General features: G+C 62.6%; 19 protein-coding genes and 1 riboswitch. Of the genes, 15 read left to right on the top strand and 4 right to left on the bottom strand.

What is annotated here, in order from left to right; translation table 11 throughout:
• Window positions 1–27: 27 nt before the first annotated feature.
• The 13 genes from C9411_RS20715 to gutQ all read left to right on the top strand — a co-directional run bounded on the left by C9411_RS20715 (window position 28) and on the right by gutQ (window position 12,298).
• Window positions 28–1,317 carry an MFS transporter gene (locus tag C9411_RS20715; protein ID WP_107227829.1) on the top strand — a complete coding sequence of 430 codons (1,290 nt, stop codon included), beginning with the start codon at window positions 28–30 and terminating at the stop codon, window positions 1,315–1,317.
• Window positions 1,318–1,369: 52 nt separating this feature from the next.
• Window positions 1,370–2,875, top strand: coding sequence for a mannitol dehydrogenase family protein (locus tag C9411_RS20710; protein ID WP_107227828.1), 1,506 nt, complete (start codon window positions 1,370–1,372; stop codon window positions 2,873–2,875).
• On the top strand, window positions 2,856–4,187 hold the full coding sequence (locus C9411_RS20705) for an MFS transporter (RefSeq protein WP_107227827.1): 1,332 nt from the start codon (window positions 2,856–2,858) through the stop codon (window positions 4,185–4,187). Before C9411_RS20710 ends, C9411_RS20705 begins: the two co-directional genes overlap by 20 nt.
• A gap of 98 nt (window positions 4,188–4,285) precedes the next feature.
• The gene (locus C9411_RS20700; protein ID WP_107227826.1) at window positions 4,286–4,972 is read left to right on the top strand and encodes a GntR family transcriptional regulator; all 687 of its coding nucleotides are present in this window, start codon (window positions 4,286–4,288) and stop codon (window positions 4,970–4,972) included.
• Between the two features lie 206 nt (window positions 4,973–5,178).
• Window positions 5,179–6,228 (top strand): class I fructose-bisphosphate aldolase, encoded by a 1,050-nt coding sequence (gene fbaB / locus C9411_RS20695; protein ID WP_033635553.1) that lies wholly within the window; start codon window positions 5,179–5,181, stop codon window positions 6,226–6,228.
• Between the two features lie 337 nt (window positions 6,229–6,565).
• The gene (locus tag C9411_RS20690) at window positions 6,566–7,093 is read left to right on the top strand and encodes a hypothetical protein (protein WP_063990513.1); all 528 of its coding nucleotides are present in this window, start codon (window positions 6,566–6,568) and stop codon (window positions 7,091–7,093) included.
• Between the two features lie 261 nt (window positions 7,094–7,354).
• A complete protein-coding gene (locus C9411_RS20685) occupies window positions 7,355–7,903 on the top strand; it encodes a PTS glucitol/sorbitol transporter subunit IIC (protein ID WP_004941528.1) in 549 nt (182 codons plus the stop codon).
• Between the two features lie 15 nt (window positions 7,904–7,918).
• Window positions 7,919–8,899: a PTS glucitol/sorbitol transporter subunit IIB gene (locus tag C9411_RS20680; protein WP_063990514.1), complete on the top strand. Its 981-nt coding sequence runs from the start codon at window positions 7,919–7,921 to the stop codon at window positions 8,897–8,899.
• Window positions 8,900–8,921: 22 nt separating this feature from the next.
• Entirely contained in the window at window positions 8,922–9,284 is a 363-nt protein-coding gene (gene srlB / locus C9411_RS20675) for a PTS glucitol/sorbitol transporter subunit IIA (RefSeq protein WP_004941520.1), read from the top strand.
• 10 nt (window positions 9,285–9,294) lie between these two features.
• Window positions 9,295–10,074: a sorbitol-6-phosphate dehydrogenase gene (srlD, locus tag C9411_RS20670; protein ID WP_033648848.1), complete on the top strand. Its 780-nt coding sequence runs from the start codon at window positions 9,295–9,297 to the stop codon at window positions 10,072–10,074.
• A gap of 46 nt (window positions 10,075–10,120) precedes the next feature.
• On the top strand, window positions 10,121–10,477 hold the full coding sequence (gene gutM, locus C9411_RS20665; RefSeq protein ID WP_033648849.1) for a transcriptional regulator GutM: 357 nt from the start codon (window positions 10,121–10,123) through the stop codon (window positions 10,475–10,477).
• A gap of 83 nt (window positions 10,478–10,560) precedes the next feature.
• Window positions 10,561–11,334, top strand: coding sequence for a DNA-binding transcriptional repressor (locus C9411_RS20660; protein WP_033635559.1), 774 nt, complete (start codon window positions 10,561–10,563; stop codon window positions 11,332–11,334).
• Window positions 11,327–12,298 carry an arabinose-5-phosphate isomerase GutQ gene (gene gutQ, locus C9411_RS20655; RefSeq protein ID WP_107227825.1) on the top strand — a complete coding sequence of 324 codons (972 nt, stop codon included), beginning with the start codon at window positions 11,327–11,329 and terminating at the stop codon, window positions 12,296–12,298. Before C9411_RS20660 ends, gutQ begins: the two co-directional genes overlap by 8 nt.
• A gap of 39 nt (window positions 12,299–12,337) precedes the next feature.
• On the opposite strand, the gene C9411_RS20650 is transcribed toward gutQ, so the two are convergent.
• The 3 genes from C9411_RS20650 to thiM all read right to left on the bottom strand — a co-directional run bounded on the left by C9411_RS20650 (window position 12,338) and on the right by thiM (window position 14,472).
• Complete coding sequence (locus tag C9411_RS20650; protein WP_107227824.1) at window positions 12,338–12,796, bottom strand: inhibitor of vertebrate lysozyme family protein; 459 nt, start codon at window positions 12,794–12,796, stop codon at window positions 12,338–12,340.
• A gap of 84 nt (window positions 12,797–12,880) precedes the next feature.
• Window positions 12,881–13,681, bottom strand: a complete 801-nt coding sequence (thiD, locus tag C9411_RS20645; RefSeq protein ID WP_107227823.1) for a bifunctional hydroxymethylpyrimidine kinase/phosphomethylpyrimidine kinase — start codon at window positions 13,679–13,681, stop codon at window positions 12,881–12,883.
• Window positions 13,681–14,472, bottom strand: a complete 792-nt coding sequence (thiM, locus tag C9411_RS20640) for a hydroxyethylthiazole kinase (RefSeq protein ID WP_060423150.1) — start codon at window positions 14,470–14,472, stop codon at window positions 13,681–13,683. Before thiM ends, thiD begins: the two co-directional genes overlap by 1 nt.
• Before the next feature lie 35 nt (window positions 14,473–14,507).
• A riboswitch (TPP riboswitch) is annotated at window positions 14,508–14,604 on the bottom strand.
• 142 nt (window positions 14,605–14,746) lie between these two features.
• Here thiM and C9411_RS20635 point away from each other — a divergent pair.
• Window positions 14,747–15,172, top strand: a complete 426-nt coding sequence (locus C9411_RS20635) for a GNAT family N-acetyltransferase (protein WP_060424902.1) — start codon at window positions 14,747–14,749, stop codon at window positions 15,170–15,172.
• Window positions 15,173–15,273: 101 nt separating this feature from the next.
• Window positions 15,274–15,954, top strand: coding sequence for a methyltransferase (locus tag C9411_RS20630; protein ID WP_107227822.1), 681 nt, complete (start codon window positions 15,274–15,276; stop codon window positions 15,952–15,954).
• On the opposite strand, the gene C9411_RS20625 is transcribed toward C9411_RS20630, so the two are convergent.
• Window positions 15,931–17,160 carry an MFS transporter gene (locus C9411_RS20625; protein WP_107227821.1) on the bottom strand — a complete coding sequence of 410 codons (1,230 nt, stop codon included), beginning with the start codon at window positions 17,158–17,160 and terminating at the stop codon, window positions 15,931–15,933. The two genes, C9411_RS20630 and C9411_RS20625, sit on opposite strands and share 24 nt — an antisense overlap.
• Between the last annotated feature and the right edge of the window lie 91 nt (window positions 17,161–17,251).

Genomic DNA, 17,251 nt, shown 5'->3' with positions numbered 1-17,251 from the left:
TTAAAACGACACCCAGTGGAGTGCTTTATGTTTAAAAACCTGCGTTGGACCATCGTGTTCCTGCTGTTCATGGTCTACATGATCAACTACCTCGATCGCGTAGCGCTGTCGATCACCGTGCCGATGATCGAACAGGATCTGATGCTGAACGCCGAACAGTTCGGCCTGATCTTCGGCAGCTTCTTTTTCGGCTACGCCATCTTCAACTTCATCGGCGGGCTGGCGGTCGATCGTTTCGGCCCGACGCTGGTGCTGGGCGTAGCGGTCGGTCTGTGGTCCATTTTCTGCGGCATGACGGCGATCGCCACCGGTTTTTACTCGATGCTGATCCTGCGCGTCCTGTTCGGCATGGCCGAAGGGCCGATCTGCGCCTCGGCCAACAAGATGATCAACGGCTGGTTCCCGAAGAAGCAGGCGGCGACCGCCATGGGCCTGCTCAGCGCCGGTTCGCCGTTGGGCGGCGCGGTGGCCGGGCCGATCGTCGGCTATCTGGCGCTGGCGTTCGGCTGGCGGCCGGCGTTTATGATCATCTGCGCCATCGGCATCGTCTGGATGCTGGTGTGGTTCTTCGTGGTGGCGGATAACCCGGCGAAGAGCCAGCGCGTCAGCGCCGAAGAACGGGCGCTGATCGCGCGGTTGAAACAGGAAAACCTCGGCGAGGAAAGCGCGCTGAGCGACGCCGCCCACGGGCTGGGTTACTACCTGAAGCAGCCGATCATTCTGGTCACCGCCTTCGCCTTCTTCTGCTACAACTACATTCTGTTCTTCTTCCTGAGCTGGTTCCCCTCGTATCTGGTGCAGGCGCACAACCTGAACATCAAGGAGATGAGTCTGACCACGATGATCCCGTGGATCGTCGGCTTCGTCGGGCTGGCGCTCGGCGGCTATATTTCCGACAAAATCTTCAATATCACCGGCAAATTGCTGCTATCGCGCAAGATCGTTCTGGTCACCAGCCTGCTGGCGGCGGCGGTGTGCGTAGCGTTGGCAGGCACCGTCAGCAGCGTGGTGCCGGCGGTGATGCTGATGTCAGTGTCAATCTTCTTCCTCTACATTACCGGCGCCCTCTACTGGGCGATCATCCAGGATGTGGTGCATAAATCCCGGGTCGGCGGCGCCAGCGGGTTCATTCATTTGATCGGCAGCGTCTCCGGCATCATCGGGCCGATCGTCACCGGCTACATCGTGCAGAACACCGGCAAATTCGACAGCGCCTTTATGCTGGCGGGCGGCGTCGCCGCGCTGGGCGCGCTGCTGGTGCTGCTGGTGATCAAGGCGCCGCGCGCGACGGCGGGCGTGCAAATCTTAAAACCATAACGCCAGGCGGGGCGGCTTCGCCCCTTTGCTTACCTCTCCAGGGACATTGAACATGAGACTTTCCGACCACCGCGTGCTGCCGGCCGCCATTATTCGGCCCGGCTACGCACGTGAGCGCGTGAAACCGCGCATGGTGCATATCGGCTTCGGCGCGTTTCATCGCGCGCATCAGGCGATGTACGCCGACAGGCTGGCCAGCGAGCACGGCAGCGACTGGGGCTACTGCGAAATCAGCATGCAGCACGGCCGGCAAAAGATCGCCGACCTACGGCAACAGGACCTGCTGTTCTCGGTGGCGGAGATGGACGACGACGGCTGGCGGGGCCGGGTCATCGGCGTGGTGCGCCAGGCGCTGCACCTGCAAACCGACGGGCTGGCGGCGGTGCTGGCGGCCCTGACGCAGCCTGAGATCGCCATCGTCTCGCTGACCATCAGCGAAAAGGGTTATTGCCACCAGCCCGCCAGCGGCCGGCTGATGACGGAACACCCGGCGATCGCGCATGATATCGCTCACCCGGCGCAGCCACAGTCGGCGCCGGGGCTGTTGCTGGCGGCGCTGCGCCTGCGCCGCGAACGCGGGCTGCCGCCGTTCGCCGTGATGTCCTGCGACAATATGCCGGCCAACGGCCGGGTCACGCGTCAGGTGCTGCTCGACCTGGCGCAGCGGCAGGATCCGGCGCTGGCCGACTGGGTGCGTCAAGAGGTCGCCTTCCCTTCCACTATGGTGGATCGCATCGTGCCGGCGATGACGCAGGAAGCCCGCGGGCAGCTCCATGCTTGGTTGGGCGGCGTCGAAGATGAGGTCGGCGTGGCCTGCGAGCCGTTCAGCCAGTGGGTCATTGAGGACCGCTTTCCCCAGGGGCGACCGGCCTGGGAAAAGGTCGGCGCCGAGCTGGTGAGCGACGTGCTGCCGTATGAGGAGATGAAGCTGCGCATGCTGAACGGCAGCCATTCGTTCCTCGCCTATCTCGGCTATCTGGCCGGTTATCAGCACGTCGGCGACTGCATGCAGGACGCGGATTTTGTCCGCGCCGCCCGTCACCTGATGCTGGCGGAACAGGCGCCGACCCTGCAGGTGCCGAACGTCGATTTGGCGCAGTATGCCGACTCGCTGCTGCGGCGTTACCGCAACCGCGCGCTGAAGCACCGCACCGCGCAGATCGCCATGGACGGCACGCAAAAGCTGCCGCAGCGGCTACTGGACGCGATCCGCTGGCATCTGGCGCGCGGCAGCCGCTTCGACTGCCTGGCGCTGGGCGTCGCCGGCTGGATGCGCTACGTCGGCGGCCGCGATGAGCAAGGCGCGCCGATCGCCATCAGCGATCCACTGCGCGACCCCATCGCCGCGTTGGTCGCCGGCAGCGAGGAAGGCCGGCCCCGCGTTCTGGCGCTGCTGCAGCTCGACAGCGTCTTCGGCCAGGATCTGCCCGACTCGCCTGACTTCGTCCGCGCCGTCAGCCACGCTTATCATCAACTGCTGAGCCTGGGGGCCAAAGCCGCCGTCGCCGCTCTGCCGCTTACCGACCGGGAGGTTTCCGATGACCGTCACCACGCATAACGCCGTCAATACCGGCAATCAACCGCTGCTGCGGCGCGTCGCCAGCGCTTCGGCCATCGGCACCGCCGCCGAATACTATGATTTCTTCGCCTACGGCACCGCCGCGGTGCTGTTCTTCGGCCAGCTGTTTTTCCCCAGCGCCGATCCGCTGATCAGCACGCTGGCGGCCTTCGCCACCTACGCGGTCGGTTTCCTGGCGCGTCCGCTGGGCGGCATCGTGTTCGGCCACATCGGCGACAAGGTCGGCCGCAAAAAGGCGCTGGTGATCACCATCCTGATCGTCGGCCTCGGCACCTTCTGCATCGGCCTGCTGCCCACCTATGAGCAGATCGGCATCTGGGCGCCGCTCGCGCTGATCTTTATCCGCGTGCTGCAGGGTTTTGGCGTCGGCGGCGAGCAGGCCGGCGCGGTGCTGATGACCGCCGAATACGCGCCGCCGCCACGGCGCGGCTTCTACGCCAGCTGGGTACAGATCGGCGCGCCCGCCGGTTTCCTGCTGCCATCGGGGTTGTTCGCGCTGCTGACCGCCGTGCTGTCGCCGGCGCAAATGCTGGACTGGGGCTGGCGCATTCCGTTCCTGCTCAGCCTGCTGCTGGTGATCGTCGGGCTGTTTATTCGCCTGAAGATCGACGAGTCGCCGGTGTTTACCCAAATCCGCGCCACCAAGGCGGTGGAGAGCCGGCCGGTGGTGGAAGTGGCCCGCCGCTACCCCGGCCTTATCGGCAAAGGGGTGTGCGCCAAGCTGATTGAAGCCTGCGCCTTCGCCATGTTCACGGTGATCGTGCTGGCCTACGGCAAAGCCAACCACCTCAACGAGACCATTCTTCTGGAGGCGATGATCGTGGCGGTGCTGCTGGAGATTTTCGCCATTCCGCTGATGGGCCGCCTCTCCGATCGGCTGGGGCGCAAACCGGTATACATCGCCGGCGCGCTGCTGCAGGTGGTGTGCATCGTGCCGTTCTTTATGGCGATCAACCTCGATAATTTCTGGGTGACGCAGATCGCCATGATCGTGGTGCTGACCTTCGGCCACAGCATGTGCTACGCGCCGCAGGCCTCCTACTTCCCGGAGCTGTTCCCCACCCGTGTGCGCTGCAGCGGCATCGCGCTGATCTGGCAGATCGGCTCGCTGATCGGCAGCGGCATTCTCGGGCTGTTGGCGGTGAAGATCCTGCAGGTGACCGGCGGCCACTACTACGGGCTGGCGGGTTACATGATGGTGCTGGGCGTGGTGTCGGCCATCGGCCTGAGCCTGATGCCGGAAACCGCGCCTGGGCGGCGCAAGCAGGAATATCAGGATTGGCATCACTGAGTTACCCTACCCGGCGGGTGGATTTATCCCCCCGCCCTCAACCAATAATCTGCTAGTATGGTGGCATTCGAATTCCAGCCAAATGCCTGATTGTCGCCATGTCTGAAACGTACAGTCTCACCAACAACGTCCCGGTCAACCAGCAGATCTATCGCTTCCTGCGCAAGGATATCGTCGACTGCACCATCCCCCCCGGCACCCTGTTGTCCGAGAAAGAGATTTCCACGCGCTTTTGCGTTTCGCGCCAGCCGGTGCGCGAAGCCTTTATCAAGCTGGCGGAGGCCGGCCTGGTGCAGATCCTGCCGCAGCGCGGCACCTTCGTGATGAAAATCTCCGCCAAGCGCGTGGCCGACGGGCGCTTTATCCGCCAGGCGGTGGAATGCGCCATCGTGCGCCGCGCGGCGGAGCGCGCCACCCCGGCGCAGCTGATGACGCTGGAGCATAACCTGCACCGCCAGGCACTGGCGGCGCAGAACGGACAGACACGCGAATTTCTGGCGCTGGACGACGAATTCCACCAGTTGCTGACCCAGTTCGCCGACTGCCCGCTGGCGTGGGAGACCATCGAAACCATCAAGGCCACCATGGATCGGGTGCGTTTCCTCAGCCTGAGCGAAGTCTCGCCGCCGGAGAGCCTGATCAAGCAGCACTACCGCATCTACGAGGCGCTGAAAGCGCGCGATGCCGAGGCGGCGGAGCGCGCCATCCACGATCACCTGCAGGAGATGATCTACTCAATCACCCCGATCGCCCTGCAAAACACCCAGTGGTTCGAGATCGAATAATCAATCGTTTAGCACGCCGGGGGCGATCGTCCCCGCGTATTTGGCCTCGCTAATGGCATTTCCTCTCAATCGCATCTATTGTTTGTCCTTGCCGGATCCAGTTCGGTAGTATCGCTTTACAGCTTCAATCACCGCTTTTTTACTGCGCCGGTGGTCAAAAACCCTTGCATTGCCGGTGTATGAAGAAGCTTAATCGGGAGTGAATCATGACTGATATTGTGCAGTTGCTAGGAAAGGAAGCGGAAGATCTGCTGCAACACCGCTGTACCACTATCCCCGCCGAGAATCTCTACCTGCCGGGCGACGACTTCGTCGACCGCGTAATGATCGATAACAACCGCCCCAACAGCGTACTGCGCTCGATGCAAACCCTGTTCAACCACGGCCGCCTGGCCGGCACCGGCTACCTGTCGATCCTGCCGGTCGATCAGGGCATCGAGCACTCCGCCGCCGCCTCGTTTGCCGCCAACCCGCTGTATTTCGATCCGAAGAACATCGTCGAGTTGGCGATTGAAGCCGGCTGTAACTGCGTCGCCTCCACCTACGGCGTGCTGGCGTCGGTATCGCGCCGCTACGCGCATAAAATTCCGTTCCTGGTCAAACTCAACCACAACGAAACGCTGAGCTACCCGACCCAGTACGACCAGACCCTGTATGCCAGCGTCGAGCAGGCGTTCAACATGGGTGCGGTAGCGGTCGGCGCCACCATTTACTTCGGCTCCGAGCAGTCACGCCGCCAGATCGAAGAGATCTCGATCGCCTTCGAGCGCGCGCATGAGTTGGGCATGGTCACCGTGTTGTGGGCCTATCTGCGCAACCCGGCATTCAACAAGGACGGCGTGGACTACCACTCCAGCGCCGATCTGACCGGCCAGGCCAACCACATCGCCGCCACCATCGGCGCCGACATCGTCAAACAGAAAATGGCGGAAAACAACGGCGGCTACCGCGCGGTGAAATTCGGCTATACCGACGATCGCGTCTACACCAAGCTGACCACCGATCACCCGATCGATCTGGTGCGCTACCAGTTGGCCAACTGCTATATGGGCCGCGCCGGGCTGATCAACTCCGGCGGCGCCGCCGGTGAGAACGATCTGCAGGAATCGGTGCGCACCGCGGTGATCAACAAGCGCGCCGGCGGCATGGGTCTGATCCTGGGGCGCAAGGCGTTCAAGAAATCGATGAAAGACGGCGTGGCGCTGATCAACGCCGTGCAAGACGCCTACCTGGACAAGAAGGTCACCATCGCCTGATGTGACGGACCACCTGTCCCAAAGCCCGGCTCGCCGGGCTTTTTTGTGCATCAAGGGAGGTCTTGACAAGGAAATAATGCAACCGAATGTATTTTATAAGCAAAAATAAGAATTAGTTTTTATTTAATATCCCTGGGCTTTTTTTATTCCAAATATGCGAAAGAGAACGACATAAATCATTAAAGATTGAAAGTTAGCCTTATCAAATTTCAAATTTCCCACCTTTTCCGAAAACACAAAAGGTTAGCGCATTAATAATTATTATAGTCTATTGTTATTTATGGACTTTTGACTAAGTTTTACGCTAATTAATCCACGTTTTTATGGTGGTGCTGTCATGAAAGTCAATATTCTCATCATCTCCCTGCTCATCCTTTCGCTATCGTCTTGCGCGCTCTTTAAATCTCCGGCCTCTAAGCATGAGTTGAAACCTGGAGAAACGTATTGGTTTGACTATGACTCAACAAGAAGCAGCGCCATTTATATTCCCGCAGACTCAAATATCAAGTACTGCGTGGCTCCACCGCCTGATGTCGCGCAGTCCGTTATTGCCGCGCTGAAAGCTGAAATGAGCACGGAACAAATTCAAAAAGTCAGTGGAGATGCAGGGTTCAGCACCGCCGTAGTCGATCTGGCTCGGCGCACCACCACGGTAAACTTTATCCGCGATACGTTGTATCGCGTCTGCGAAGCCAGACTACAAGGCCCGCTCACCGCTGCGGAAAAAGAAATTTTCCTGGCCGCGATAGCCGCCGCCAAAGATATGGCAATCGCTGAAAAAGACAAACAAAAGCAAGAACTGGCCCAAACGGCCGAAAGAAACGGTGCTTCCGTACAGACAATACAAAAGATTCTCGAGCAGTAACAGAAACAAACTAACAACGGCGATTTCCGTCAATCACCCTACCCAAAGCCCGGTTCGCCGGGCTTTTTTATGCCCGCCCCCCTAAAACCCGACGCCGACAACCTTCTCTTTCTTTCACTTTAAACTTTCAAAATAAAATATTTATCTTTCAAATTGTGATCTATTTAAAACAAATGGCCCAACAAAGTGACTACTGTAAGGCCCATGGCGACAGAGCCGCCGTTCGCTCCAGGCCATATCAGTCCATTACAGGAGAACATAATGATTGAGCTAATCACCCACGGCGCCGAGTGGTTTATCGGCCTGTTTCAGAAAGGCGGTGAAGTGTTTGTCGGCATGGTGACCGGCATTTTACCTTTGTTGATCAGCCTGTTGGTTATCATGAACGCGCTGATCAAATTTGTTGGCCAGGAACGTATCGAACGATTGGCGCAGCGCTGCGCGGGCAACCCCGTGTCGCGTTATCTGCTGCTGCCGCTGATCGGCACCTTTGTCTTCTGCAACCCGATGACCCTCAGCCTGGGGCGCTTCATGCCGGAGAAATACAAGCCGAGCTATTACGCGGCGGCCTCCTACAGCTGCCACTCGATGAACGGCCTGTTCCCGCACATCAATCCCGGCGAGCTGTTCGTTTACCTCGGCATCGCCAGCGGCCTGACCACCCTCGGCCTGCCGCTCGGCCCGCTGGCGGTGAGCTATTTCCTGGTGGGGCTGTTCACCAACTTCTTCCGCGGCTGGGTCACCGATCTGACCACCAGCCTGTTCGAACGCAAGATGGGCATCCGTCTGGATCGCCAGGTGCAACTTTAATTCGTGGAGTGCAGCATGAGTGCTTATATCCGTATTGAAAAAGGCGCCAGCGGCTGGGGCGGCCCCCTGGAGCTGCCGATAGAGCCCGGCAAGAAAGTGGTGTACATCACCGCCGGCACCCGGCCTTCCATCGTCGATCGCCTCAGCGAATTGACCGGCTGGCCGGCCGTCGACGGCTTCAAAGAGGGTGAGCCGCCGGCGGAAGAGATCGGGGTGGCGGTGATCGACTGCGGCGGCACCCTGCGCTGCGGCCTGTATCCGAAACGCCGCATTCCGACGATCAACATCCACGCCACCGGCCAGTCCGGCCCGCTGGCGCAGTTTATCCTCGAAGACATCTATGTCTCCGGCGTACGCGACCACAACATCAGTCGAATCGAAGCGGCAGATAGCCAACCCGCCGCCACCGTTGCAGCGCCGCCCAAGGCGCGCGACTACGACACCAGCAAGAAGATTACCGAGCAAAGCGACGGGCTGCTGGCGAAGGTCGGCATGGGCATGGGATCGGTAGTGGCGGTGTTCTTCCAGGCCGGGCGCGACACCATCGACACCGTGCTGAAGACCATCCTGCCGTTTATGGCGTTCGTCTCGGCCTTGATCGGCATCATCATGGCCTCCGGCCTCGGGGACTTTATCGCTCACGGCCTGACGCCGCTCGCCAACAGCCCGATCGGCCTGGTGACGCTGGCGCTGATCTGCTCATTCCCGCTGCTGTCGCCGTTCCTCGGCCCCGGCGCGGTTATCGCCCAGGTGATCGGCGTGCTGGTCGGGGTGCAGATCGGCCTCGGCCATATTCCGCCGCAGCTGGCGCTGCCCGCGCTGTTCGCCATCAACGCGCAGGCCGCCTGCGACTTCATTCCGGTCGGCCTGTCGCTGGCGGAAGCCAAGCAGGACACCGTGCGGGTCGGCGTGCCCTCGGTGCTGGTCGGCCGCTTCCTGACCGGCGCGCCGACGGTGTTGATCGCCTGGGCCGCCTCGGCCTTCATTTATCAATAAGCTGATTTCCAGGGAGACGTTTATGCACACCATTTTTCACACCACCATCACGCAGATCGGTGGCTGCGCCCGCGACGCGCTGCTGGACAACATGCTGATCACCTTCCGTGAAGGCGCGCCGGCGGATATCGAAGAGTTCTGCTTCATCCACCGCCACGGCGCGACCGCCGGTGAGCTGCAGGTCGGCGGCGTGATGGAGCTGGCGCAGCAGCGCTACGCCATCACCGCCGTTGGCAGCGTCGCCACGCAGAACCTGCGCGAGCTGGGCCACATCACCGTACGCTTCGACGGCGAAGCCGAAGCCGAATTCCCCGGCTCGATCCATGTATCCGGCCCGACGCCGACCGATATCCCGTTGGGCAGCACGCTGTCATTTATCGCATAAGGAGTAGACCATGTCTGAAGTAGCTGTAGTGATTGGCGGCGGCCAAACGTTAGGCGCCTTTTTGTCCCACGGGCTGGCGCAGGCCGGTTATCGGGTAGCGGTGGCCGATCTGAACGCCGACAATGCCAATCAGGTGGCACAACAGATCAACGAAGCGTTTGGCGCAGGCAGCGCCTGCGGTTTTCAGGCCGACGCCACCGACGAGCAGAGCGTGATCGCGCTGGCGGCGGCGGTTGACCGGGCGTTCGGCCAGGCTAATCTGCTGGTGTACAGCGCCGGCATCGCCAAGGCGGCGCCAATCACCGATTTCCCGCTGGGCGACTTCGATCGCTCGCTGCAGGTGAACCTGGTGGGTTATTTCCTCTGCGCCCGCGAGTTTTCGCGCCTGATGATCCGCGACGGCATCGCCGGGCGCATCATTCAGATCAACTCCAAGTCCGGCAAGGTCGGCAGCAAGCACAACTCCGGTTACAGCGCCGCCAAGTTCGGCGGTGTGGGGCTGACCCAGTCGCTGGCGCTCGATCTGGCGGAGTACGGCATTACCGTGCATTCGCTGATGCTCGGCAACCTGCTGAAGTCGCCGATGTTCCAGTCGCTGCTGCCGCAGTACGCGCAAAAACTGGGCATCGCGCCGGACCAGGTGGAGCAGTACTACATCGACAAGGTGCCGCTGAAGCGCGGCTGCGACTACCAGGACGTGCTGAACACCCTGCTGTTCTACGCCAGCGACAAGGCCTCTTACTGCACCGGCCAGTCGATCAATATCACCGGCGGTCAGGTGATGTTCTGACGCCATCGACGCCCCCTTCGGCGGAAGGGGGCCTAAGGAGAACCCCATGACTCAAGCTCTGATCGCCTTCGCGCTGCTGGCCTGGCTGCTGCAAATCGCCTTCGGCTGGTGGCAACTGCAGCGCTTCAACCGTGCCTTCGATGGCCTGTGCCGGCTGGGCGCCGTCGGCGTCGGCCGTTCCGGCGGCCGTTTCCGCCCGCGAGTGGTGCTGGCGCTGGCCTTCGACGCCGATCGGCGGGTGTGCGGCAGCCTGTTGCTGCGCGGCCTGACCGTCTTCGCTCGGCCCCGCCCACTGCCTCGATTGCACGGTTTGCATCAGCGGGATTTGCGCCCGGATGTGATCTTCCCCGAGGATCGCGCATGCCAGTCTGCACTATCGTTAGCGATTGAACCCAAATCGTGATATTTTCACATTAAAAGACATTACCTTTCATAGTGAATTATTCAGCGAGGGGAAATGCCCAACTCTTGTGAACGGGAATCGCGATGAAACCAAAGCAGCGGCAGGCCGCTATCCTTGAATATCTGCAGCGGCATGGCAAAACGGCAGTGGACGCCCTGGCCGAGCATTTCTCCACCACCGGCACCACCATCCGCAAGGATCTCACCCTGCTGGAAGAAGAAGGCGAGGTGATCCGTACCTACGGCGGCGTGGTGCTCAGCCGCGACGACGGCGATCAGCCGATCGACCGCAAAACCCATATCAATACCGAGAAAAAGCGCCACATTGCCAGCGCCGCCGTGGCACTGATCGCCGACGGCGACTCGCTGATCTTCGATGCCGGCAGCACGGTGCTGCAGATGGTGCCGCACCTGGCGCAGTTCAATAACATCACGGTGATGACCAACAGCCTGACCATCGTCAACGCGCTGGTGGAGCTGGACAACGATCAGACCATCCTGATGCCCGGCGGCACCTACCGCAAAAAATCGGCCTCGTTCCACGGCAGCCTGGCCGAATCGGCGTTTCAGCAGTTCAGCTTCGACAAGCTGTTTATCGGCGCGGACGGCGTCGATCTCAACGCCGGCGTCACCACCTTCAACGAAGTGCACAACGTCAGCAAAGCGATGTGCGAAGCCGCCGGCCGCATTATTCTGTTGGTAGACTCCTCGAAATTCGGCCGCAAGAGCCCGAACGTGGTGTGCGAACTCAGCGCCGTCGACACGCTGATCACCGACCGAGACATCAACCCCGATTACCTCGCCGCCCTGCAGGCGAAAGGCATCAATATCCTTCTGGTAGGAGACCCCGATGAGTAACGCCAACGCCCTGCTCGCCTTCGCCCGCGAAACGCTGGAGATCGAGCTGACCGAAGCGCAACGCCTGCTGGCGCGCCTGGACGACAACTTCGTCTGCGCCTGCGAACTGCTGCTGAACTGCCGTGGCAAAGCGGTGATTTCCGGCATCGGCAAATCCGGTCATATCGGCAAGAAAATCGCCGCATCGCTGGCCAGCACCGGCACGCCGTCGTTCTTCGTGCACCCGGCGGAAGCGCTGCACGGCGATCTCGGCATGATCGGCGCCGACGACGTGGTGGTGTTCATCTCCTACTCCGGCCGCGCCAAAGAGCTGGATCTGATCCTGCCGCTGCTGGCGGAGAACGGCATTCCGGTGATCGCCATCACCGGCGGCAAGGAGTCACCGCTGGCGCTGGCCGCGGCCTGCATGTTGGATATCGGCGTCGAGCGCGAAGCCTGCCCGATGGGGCTGGCGCCGACCTCCAGCGCGGTCAACACCCTGATGATGGGCGATGCCCTGGCGATGGCGCTGATGCGCCAGCGCGGTTTCAACGCGGAAGATTTCGCCCGCTCGCACCCGGGCGGCAGCCTGGGGGCGCGCCTGCTGAACCGCGTGCATCACCTGATGCGCACCGGCGATCGCCTGCCGCGCGTGAGCGAAAGCGCCAACGTGATGGAGGCGATGCTGGAGCTGAGCCGCACCGGGCTCGGGTTAGTGGCGGTCTGCGATGCGCAGCAGCGGGTGGTGGGCGTATTTACCGACGGCGACCTGCGCCGCTGGCTGGTGAAGGGCAACAGCCTGCAGGATCCGCTCAGCCCGGCGATCACCCGCCCCGGCTATCGGCTGCCGGAGCAGTGGCGCGCCGGCGAGGCGCTGGAAGCGCTGCACGAACAGCACATCAGCGCGGCCCCGGTGGTCGATATGGACGGCGTGCTGGTGGGGGCGCTCAACCTGCACGATCTGCATCAGGCCGGCATCGGCTGATCAACGCCGGGGGCGCCATCATTGGCGCCCCCGGTCAGATCATTTCCAGTCGGGATTGTTCTCGAACTGCTGCTTCAGCAGCGCTTTCATGTCGTCATTCGGCTTGCCGAGCCACTGGTACTTGGCATACTTCTTCGGATGATCGACGGCCTCCGGCCGATCTTCCACTGCCACCCGCACGCCCCAGGCCTGGGATTTGTCCGCGCTGAACGCCACGATCAAAAAGTTGTTGCCGCAGTCGTGCGGTTTGCACAGGTTGCCGACCAGATACGCTTTGCCCTTCCAGTTCAGATTCTGCGCCGGCGTTGAGGTGCCGACGCCCTTGCGCGCCCAACCCGGCATCCGCGCCTGGCCTTTCACCATGTTTTGCCAGCTGGCCTGATACCCCGGCTGCTGAATCAAATCCGACGTGGTGACGATCTGCTGGGCAAAGCTGCCCGCGCTGAAGCTGAGCAGTGCGCCGAAGAGGGCGCAACGCAGCGCCTGGTGTCCCGTCATAGTCCTTCTCCCTAGGTTAAATCAGGTTTCGCCCATAAAACCGGGCCTGAACTAGTCAGACCACGGTTGCGACAAAAAGTTGACTCACCACCAGGCATGGAAATGATGCACCGGCCCGATGCCGTGCCCCACCTCCAGCGTGTCCGCCTGTTGCAACGCTTGTTGCAGGTAGTCCTTGGCGGCGGCCACCGTAGCCGCCCAGTCGGCATGGCGCGGGCGCAGCGCCGCCAGCGCGGCCGAGAGCGTGCAACCGGTGCCGTGGGTGTGGCGGGTGGCGACGCGCGGCGCGGTAAAGCGCTGCTCGCCTTCGGCGGTAAACAGCCAGTCCGGGCTCTCGCTTTCGCTCAGGTGGCCGCCCTTCATCAGCACCGCCCGGCAGCCCATCGCCAGCAGCGCCCGCCCCTGCTCGCGCATCTGCGCTTCATCTTCTGCCGGCGCGCACGCCAGCAGCGCCGCTGCTTCCGGCAGGTTCGGCGTAATGATCGACACCCGCGGCAACAGCTCGCGCCGAATAGACGCCACCGCCTCCGGCGCCAGCAACGGATCGCCGCTTTTCGCCAGCATCACGGTGTCCAGCACCACGAACTCCGGCCGGTAATGGTGCAGCCGTTCGGCCACCGCCTGCACGATGTCGGCGTTGGCCAGCATGCCGATCTTGACGCTGTCGATGCGCACGTCGCTGAACACCGAGTCCAGCTGCGCGGCGACGAACGCCGGATCGATGTAATACACCGACTGCACGCCACGGGTATTCTGCGCCACCAGCGCGGTGATCACCGAGGTGCCGTAGGCGCCAAGCGCCGAGAAAGCCTTCAGATCGGCCTGAATGCCGGCCCCGCCGCTGGGATCGGTGCCGGCGATGGTCAGGGCGTTAATGCGTTTCATCACAGATCCTCCCCGCGCAGCTGATACAGGGCATCGAGGAACGCCGGCGTAAAGCTGCCCGGCCCGCCGGCCTGTCTGGCCGCGAGACCGCCGCAGTGGGACATCACCCGGCAGGCAGTCGCCACGTTGTCCAGGCGATCGCCCGGCAGGGCGCAAAACGCCGCCACAACCGCCGACAGCGCGCAGCCGGTGCCCACCACCCGCGTCATCAGCGGGGAACCGCCTTCGATCGCCCAGTCACGTTGGCCGTCGGTGACGTAATCCACCGCGCCGGTGACCGCCACCACCGCGCCGCTGCGCTGCGCCAGCTCACGCGCGGCGGGCAATGCCGCCAGCGAATCGTCGCCGCTGTCCACGCCGCGGCCGCTGGCCAGCAACCCGCTGAGCGCCATGATTTCCGAGGCGTTGCCGCGTATCGCCGCCGGTTTCTCGTCCAGCAGCTGTTTGGCGAAGGCGGTGCGGTAGGAGAGCGCGCCGACCGCCACCGGATCCAGCGTCCAGGGCTTGCCGGCCTGATTGGCGGCGGCCACCGCCGCCCGCATCGATTCGGCGCGCAGCGCATTGAGGGTGCCGACGTTGATCAGCAGGCCGTCGGCCAGCGCGCTGAACTGCGCCGCCTCTTGCGGCTCCACCACCATCGCCGGGGAGGCGCCGAGCGCCAGCAGCACGTTGGCGGTCAGCGATTGCACCACTTCGTTGGTCAGGCAGTGGATCAGCGGAGGCCGCTGTTGGAATTGGGTCAGACAGGCCGCGGCGCGCGCGCCGGGTAGTGCATCAGGTCGAGCGATCATATTCCTCCCAACCGGCGTTCAAGAAGGCGGCGCCGGCTGGGCGGCCGTGACTTCCCTACGCTGGCATTATCCAGATCAGGTAATACGGGTATTTCTCAGCCTTCACGTAGAAGGGCACCCCGAGTCATGAAAATCAATAGGTTGTGATCAACGTTGCGTTAATCCCTGCAGGGGATCATGCCAGCGGCGGCGTGGACAAACAAGCGAATAAATTGGCCCGGCAAGCATACGCCGCGCAATGCGCTATAGTGAGCACAAACCACCGGGAGATGCCATGCAGATAAGACCCTACCAAGAGACCGATCGCCCTTTCCTGCGCACGCTGTACCTGGCGTCGCGCAAGGCGGCGTTCGGCTGGCGCGATACCTCAAACTATCAGTTGGAAGATTTCGACGGCGCGACGCTGGGCGAAGCGATTTGGGTGGCGGAAGACGGCGGCGTGCTGCTGGGATTCGTCTCCGTCTACCGCGAAGACAACTTCATTCATAACCTGTATGTCGATCCCCATCAGCCGCCGCGCGGCGTCGGCAGTGCGCTGCTGCAGGCAGCGGAAGCTACCTTCACCGCCACCGGCTCGCTGAAATGCCTGGTGAAGAATGAAAAGGCGCTGGCGTTCTACCGCAAACACGGCTGGCGCATCATCTCTACCGGCAACGACGGCGAAGAAGATTATTACCTGATGCATTCGCCGGCCCGCTAACGCCGCCTTTCCCGTCACAGAACTCATTAATGATAATGGATTTCATTATCAGTTAAGCATACCCTTCCTTGTCTCTCTCAATGAACTTTGCAAGGAAGGTTATGCAACACCAAACGGATACTCGCTTCCCCGATGCCGCGGCGGCGGACTACGATCGCCGTATTCTGACCCTGGTGCCCGGCTATCAGTTTGCTCAGGCGCTGCTGACGGCGACGCTCGCGCAGACGCTGCCGAATGACGCCACGCTGTTGCTGGCCGGTTGCGGCACCGGCAGCGAACTGTCGGCGCTGGCCGCCGCCAACGCCAGCTGGCGTTTCAGCGCCGTGGAACCCTCCGCCGGCATGCTGGCGGCCGCGTGCGCCAAGGCTGAAGCCGCGGATTACGCACAACGGGTGAGCTTCCAGCCCACCTTGCTACAACAAGCGCCGCAAACCCGCCACGACGCGGCGGTGTGCTCATTGGTGCTGCATTTTATCGCCGACGATGGCGCCAAACTGGAATTCCTGCAGCAGCTGGCGCAGCGCCTCTCCCCCGCCGCACCGCTGCTGCTGTTCGACTATCAACCGGATGGCCTGCCCGCCAGCCATTACCAACATTGGCTGCAAAGCGCCGGGCACTCGGCGGCGCAGGCGCAGGAGGTGATCGAACGCACACGCCGCAACTGGCACCCGATGGCGGCGGCGCGCAGCCGTCTCCTCCTGGCGGAAAGCGGCTTCACCGCGCCTCAGCAGTTGTGCGGTGCGCTGGGCTTCCAGCTTTCACTGCTCCACCGCCGTCGATGAGCCCGGCATGCCGCGCAGCGTCAGCCGCCAAAACAGCAGCGCGCTCAGGCTGACGCCTGCCCCCAGCCAGCAGACGCCGCTCCAGCCCGCCCAGGCGTACATATGGGTGCCGGCAAAGGCACCCAGCCCGCTGCCGACGGCGTAAAACAGCATGTAGCAGCCCACCAGCCGGCTGTGCGACTGCGGGTGCGCGCTGAAGATCATGCTCTGGTTCAGCACGTGGATCGCCTGGCCCGCCAGATCCAGCAGCACGATGCCCGCCACCAGCCAAACCAGGCCGCTGCCGAGCAAACCGAGTGGCAGCCAGGCCAGCGTCAACAGCAGCAGACACACGCCGCTGGCCGCCTGCCCCAGCCCGCGATCCGCCAGATGCCCGGCGCGCACCGCCGCCAGTGCGCCCACCGCGCCGACCAGGCCGAACGCCCCCACCGCGGCATGGCTGAAGTTGAACGGTGCCTGGCTCAGCGGCAACACCAGCGAACTCCAAAAGAGGCTGAAAGCGCCGAACATCAGCAACGCCAGCATGCCGCGAATTTGCAGCGTGCGGTCATGCAACAACAGGCTCAACATCGAACGCAGCAGCGCGGGATAACTCAGCGCGCTGGGAGCGGTACGCGGCGCAGGCAGCAGGCGCGACAAGATCGGCAGCAATACCAGCGTCACTCCGGCAGAGAAGAAGTACACCGTGCGCCAGCCGCCAACGTCAGCCAGCGTGCCGGACAGGGTGCGCGCCAGCAGCAGCCCCAACACCACTCCGCCCTGCGCCGCGCCGACCACCCGCCCGCGCTCCTGCGGCGCCGCCAGGGCGGCGGCGAAAGCGATCAGCCCCTGCGTCATGGCGGTGCCCAATAAGCCTACCAGCAACATCCCCGCCAGCAGCCAGGGCGCGCTGTGCGCCCAGCCCACCAGCAGCAACGCGCCGATCAGCCCCAGCTGTTGCCCCGCCAGCAACCAATGCCGGTTCAGCCGATCCCCCAACGGCACCACCAACAGCAGCGCCAGCGCGCAGCCCAGTTGGGTCACGGTGATTACCATGCCGACCGCCGCCAGGCTGATGGAAAAATCATGGGCGATGGCGTCCAGCAGCGGCTGCGCATAGTAAACGTTGGCCACGCTAAAGGCGCTAGCGGCGGCCAACAGCAGCACCAGGGGGGCCGGCAGGCGCTCCAGCACCGCACAGGGGGGATCCAGCAGTTTGTCGCTCATTGCACACCTCAATCTGGTTTCATTATTAAACTCAATGAACTTTAGGTGTAGAGGTTTTATAATGCAACCAGAATATGCAACTGGAGATAAC

This window comes from Serratia sp. Nf2 (assembly GCF_003028435.1).
Classification (GTDB): domain Bacteria; phylum Pseudomonadota; class Gammaproteobacteria; order Enterobacterales; family Enterobacteriaceae; genus Serratia; species Serratia marcescens_L.
The sequence above is the reverse complement of the archived record's forward strand: the minus strand, read 5'-3'. Positions and strand labels throughout refer to the sequence as shown.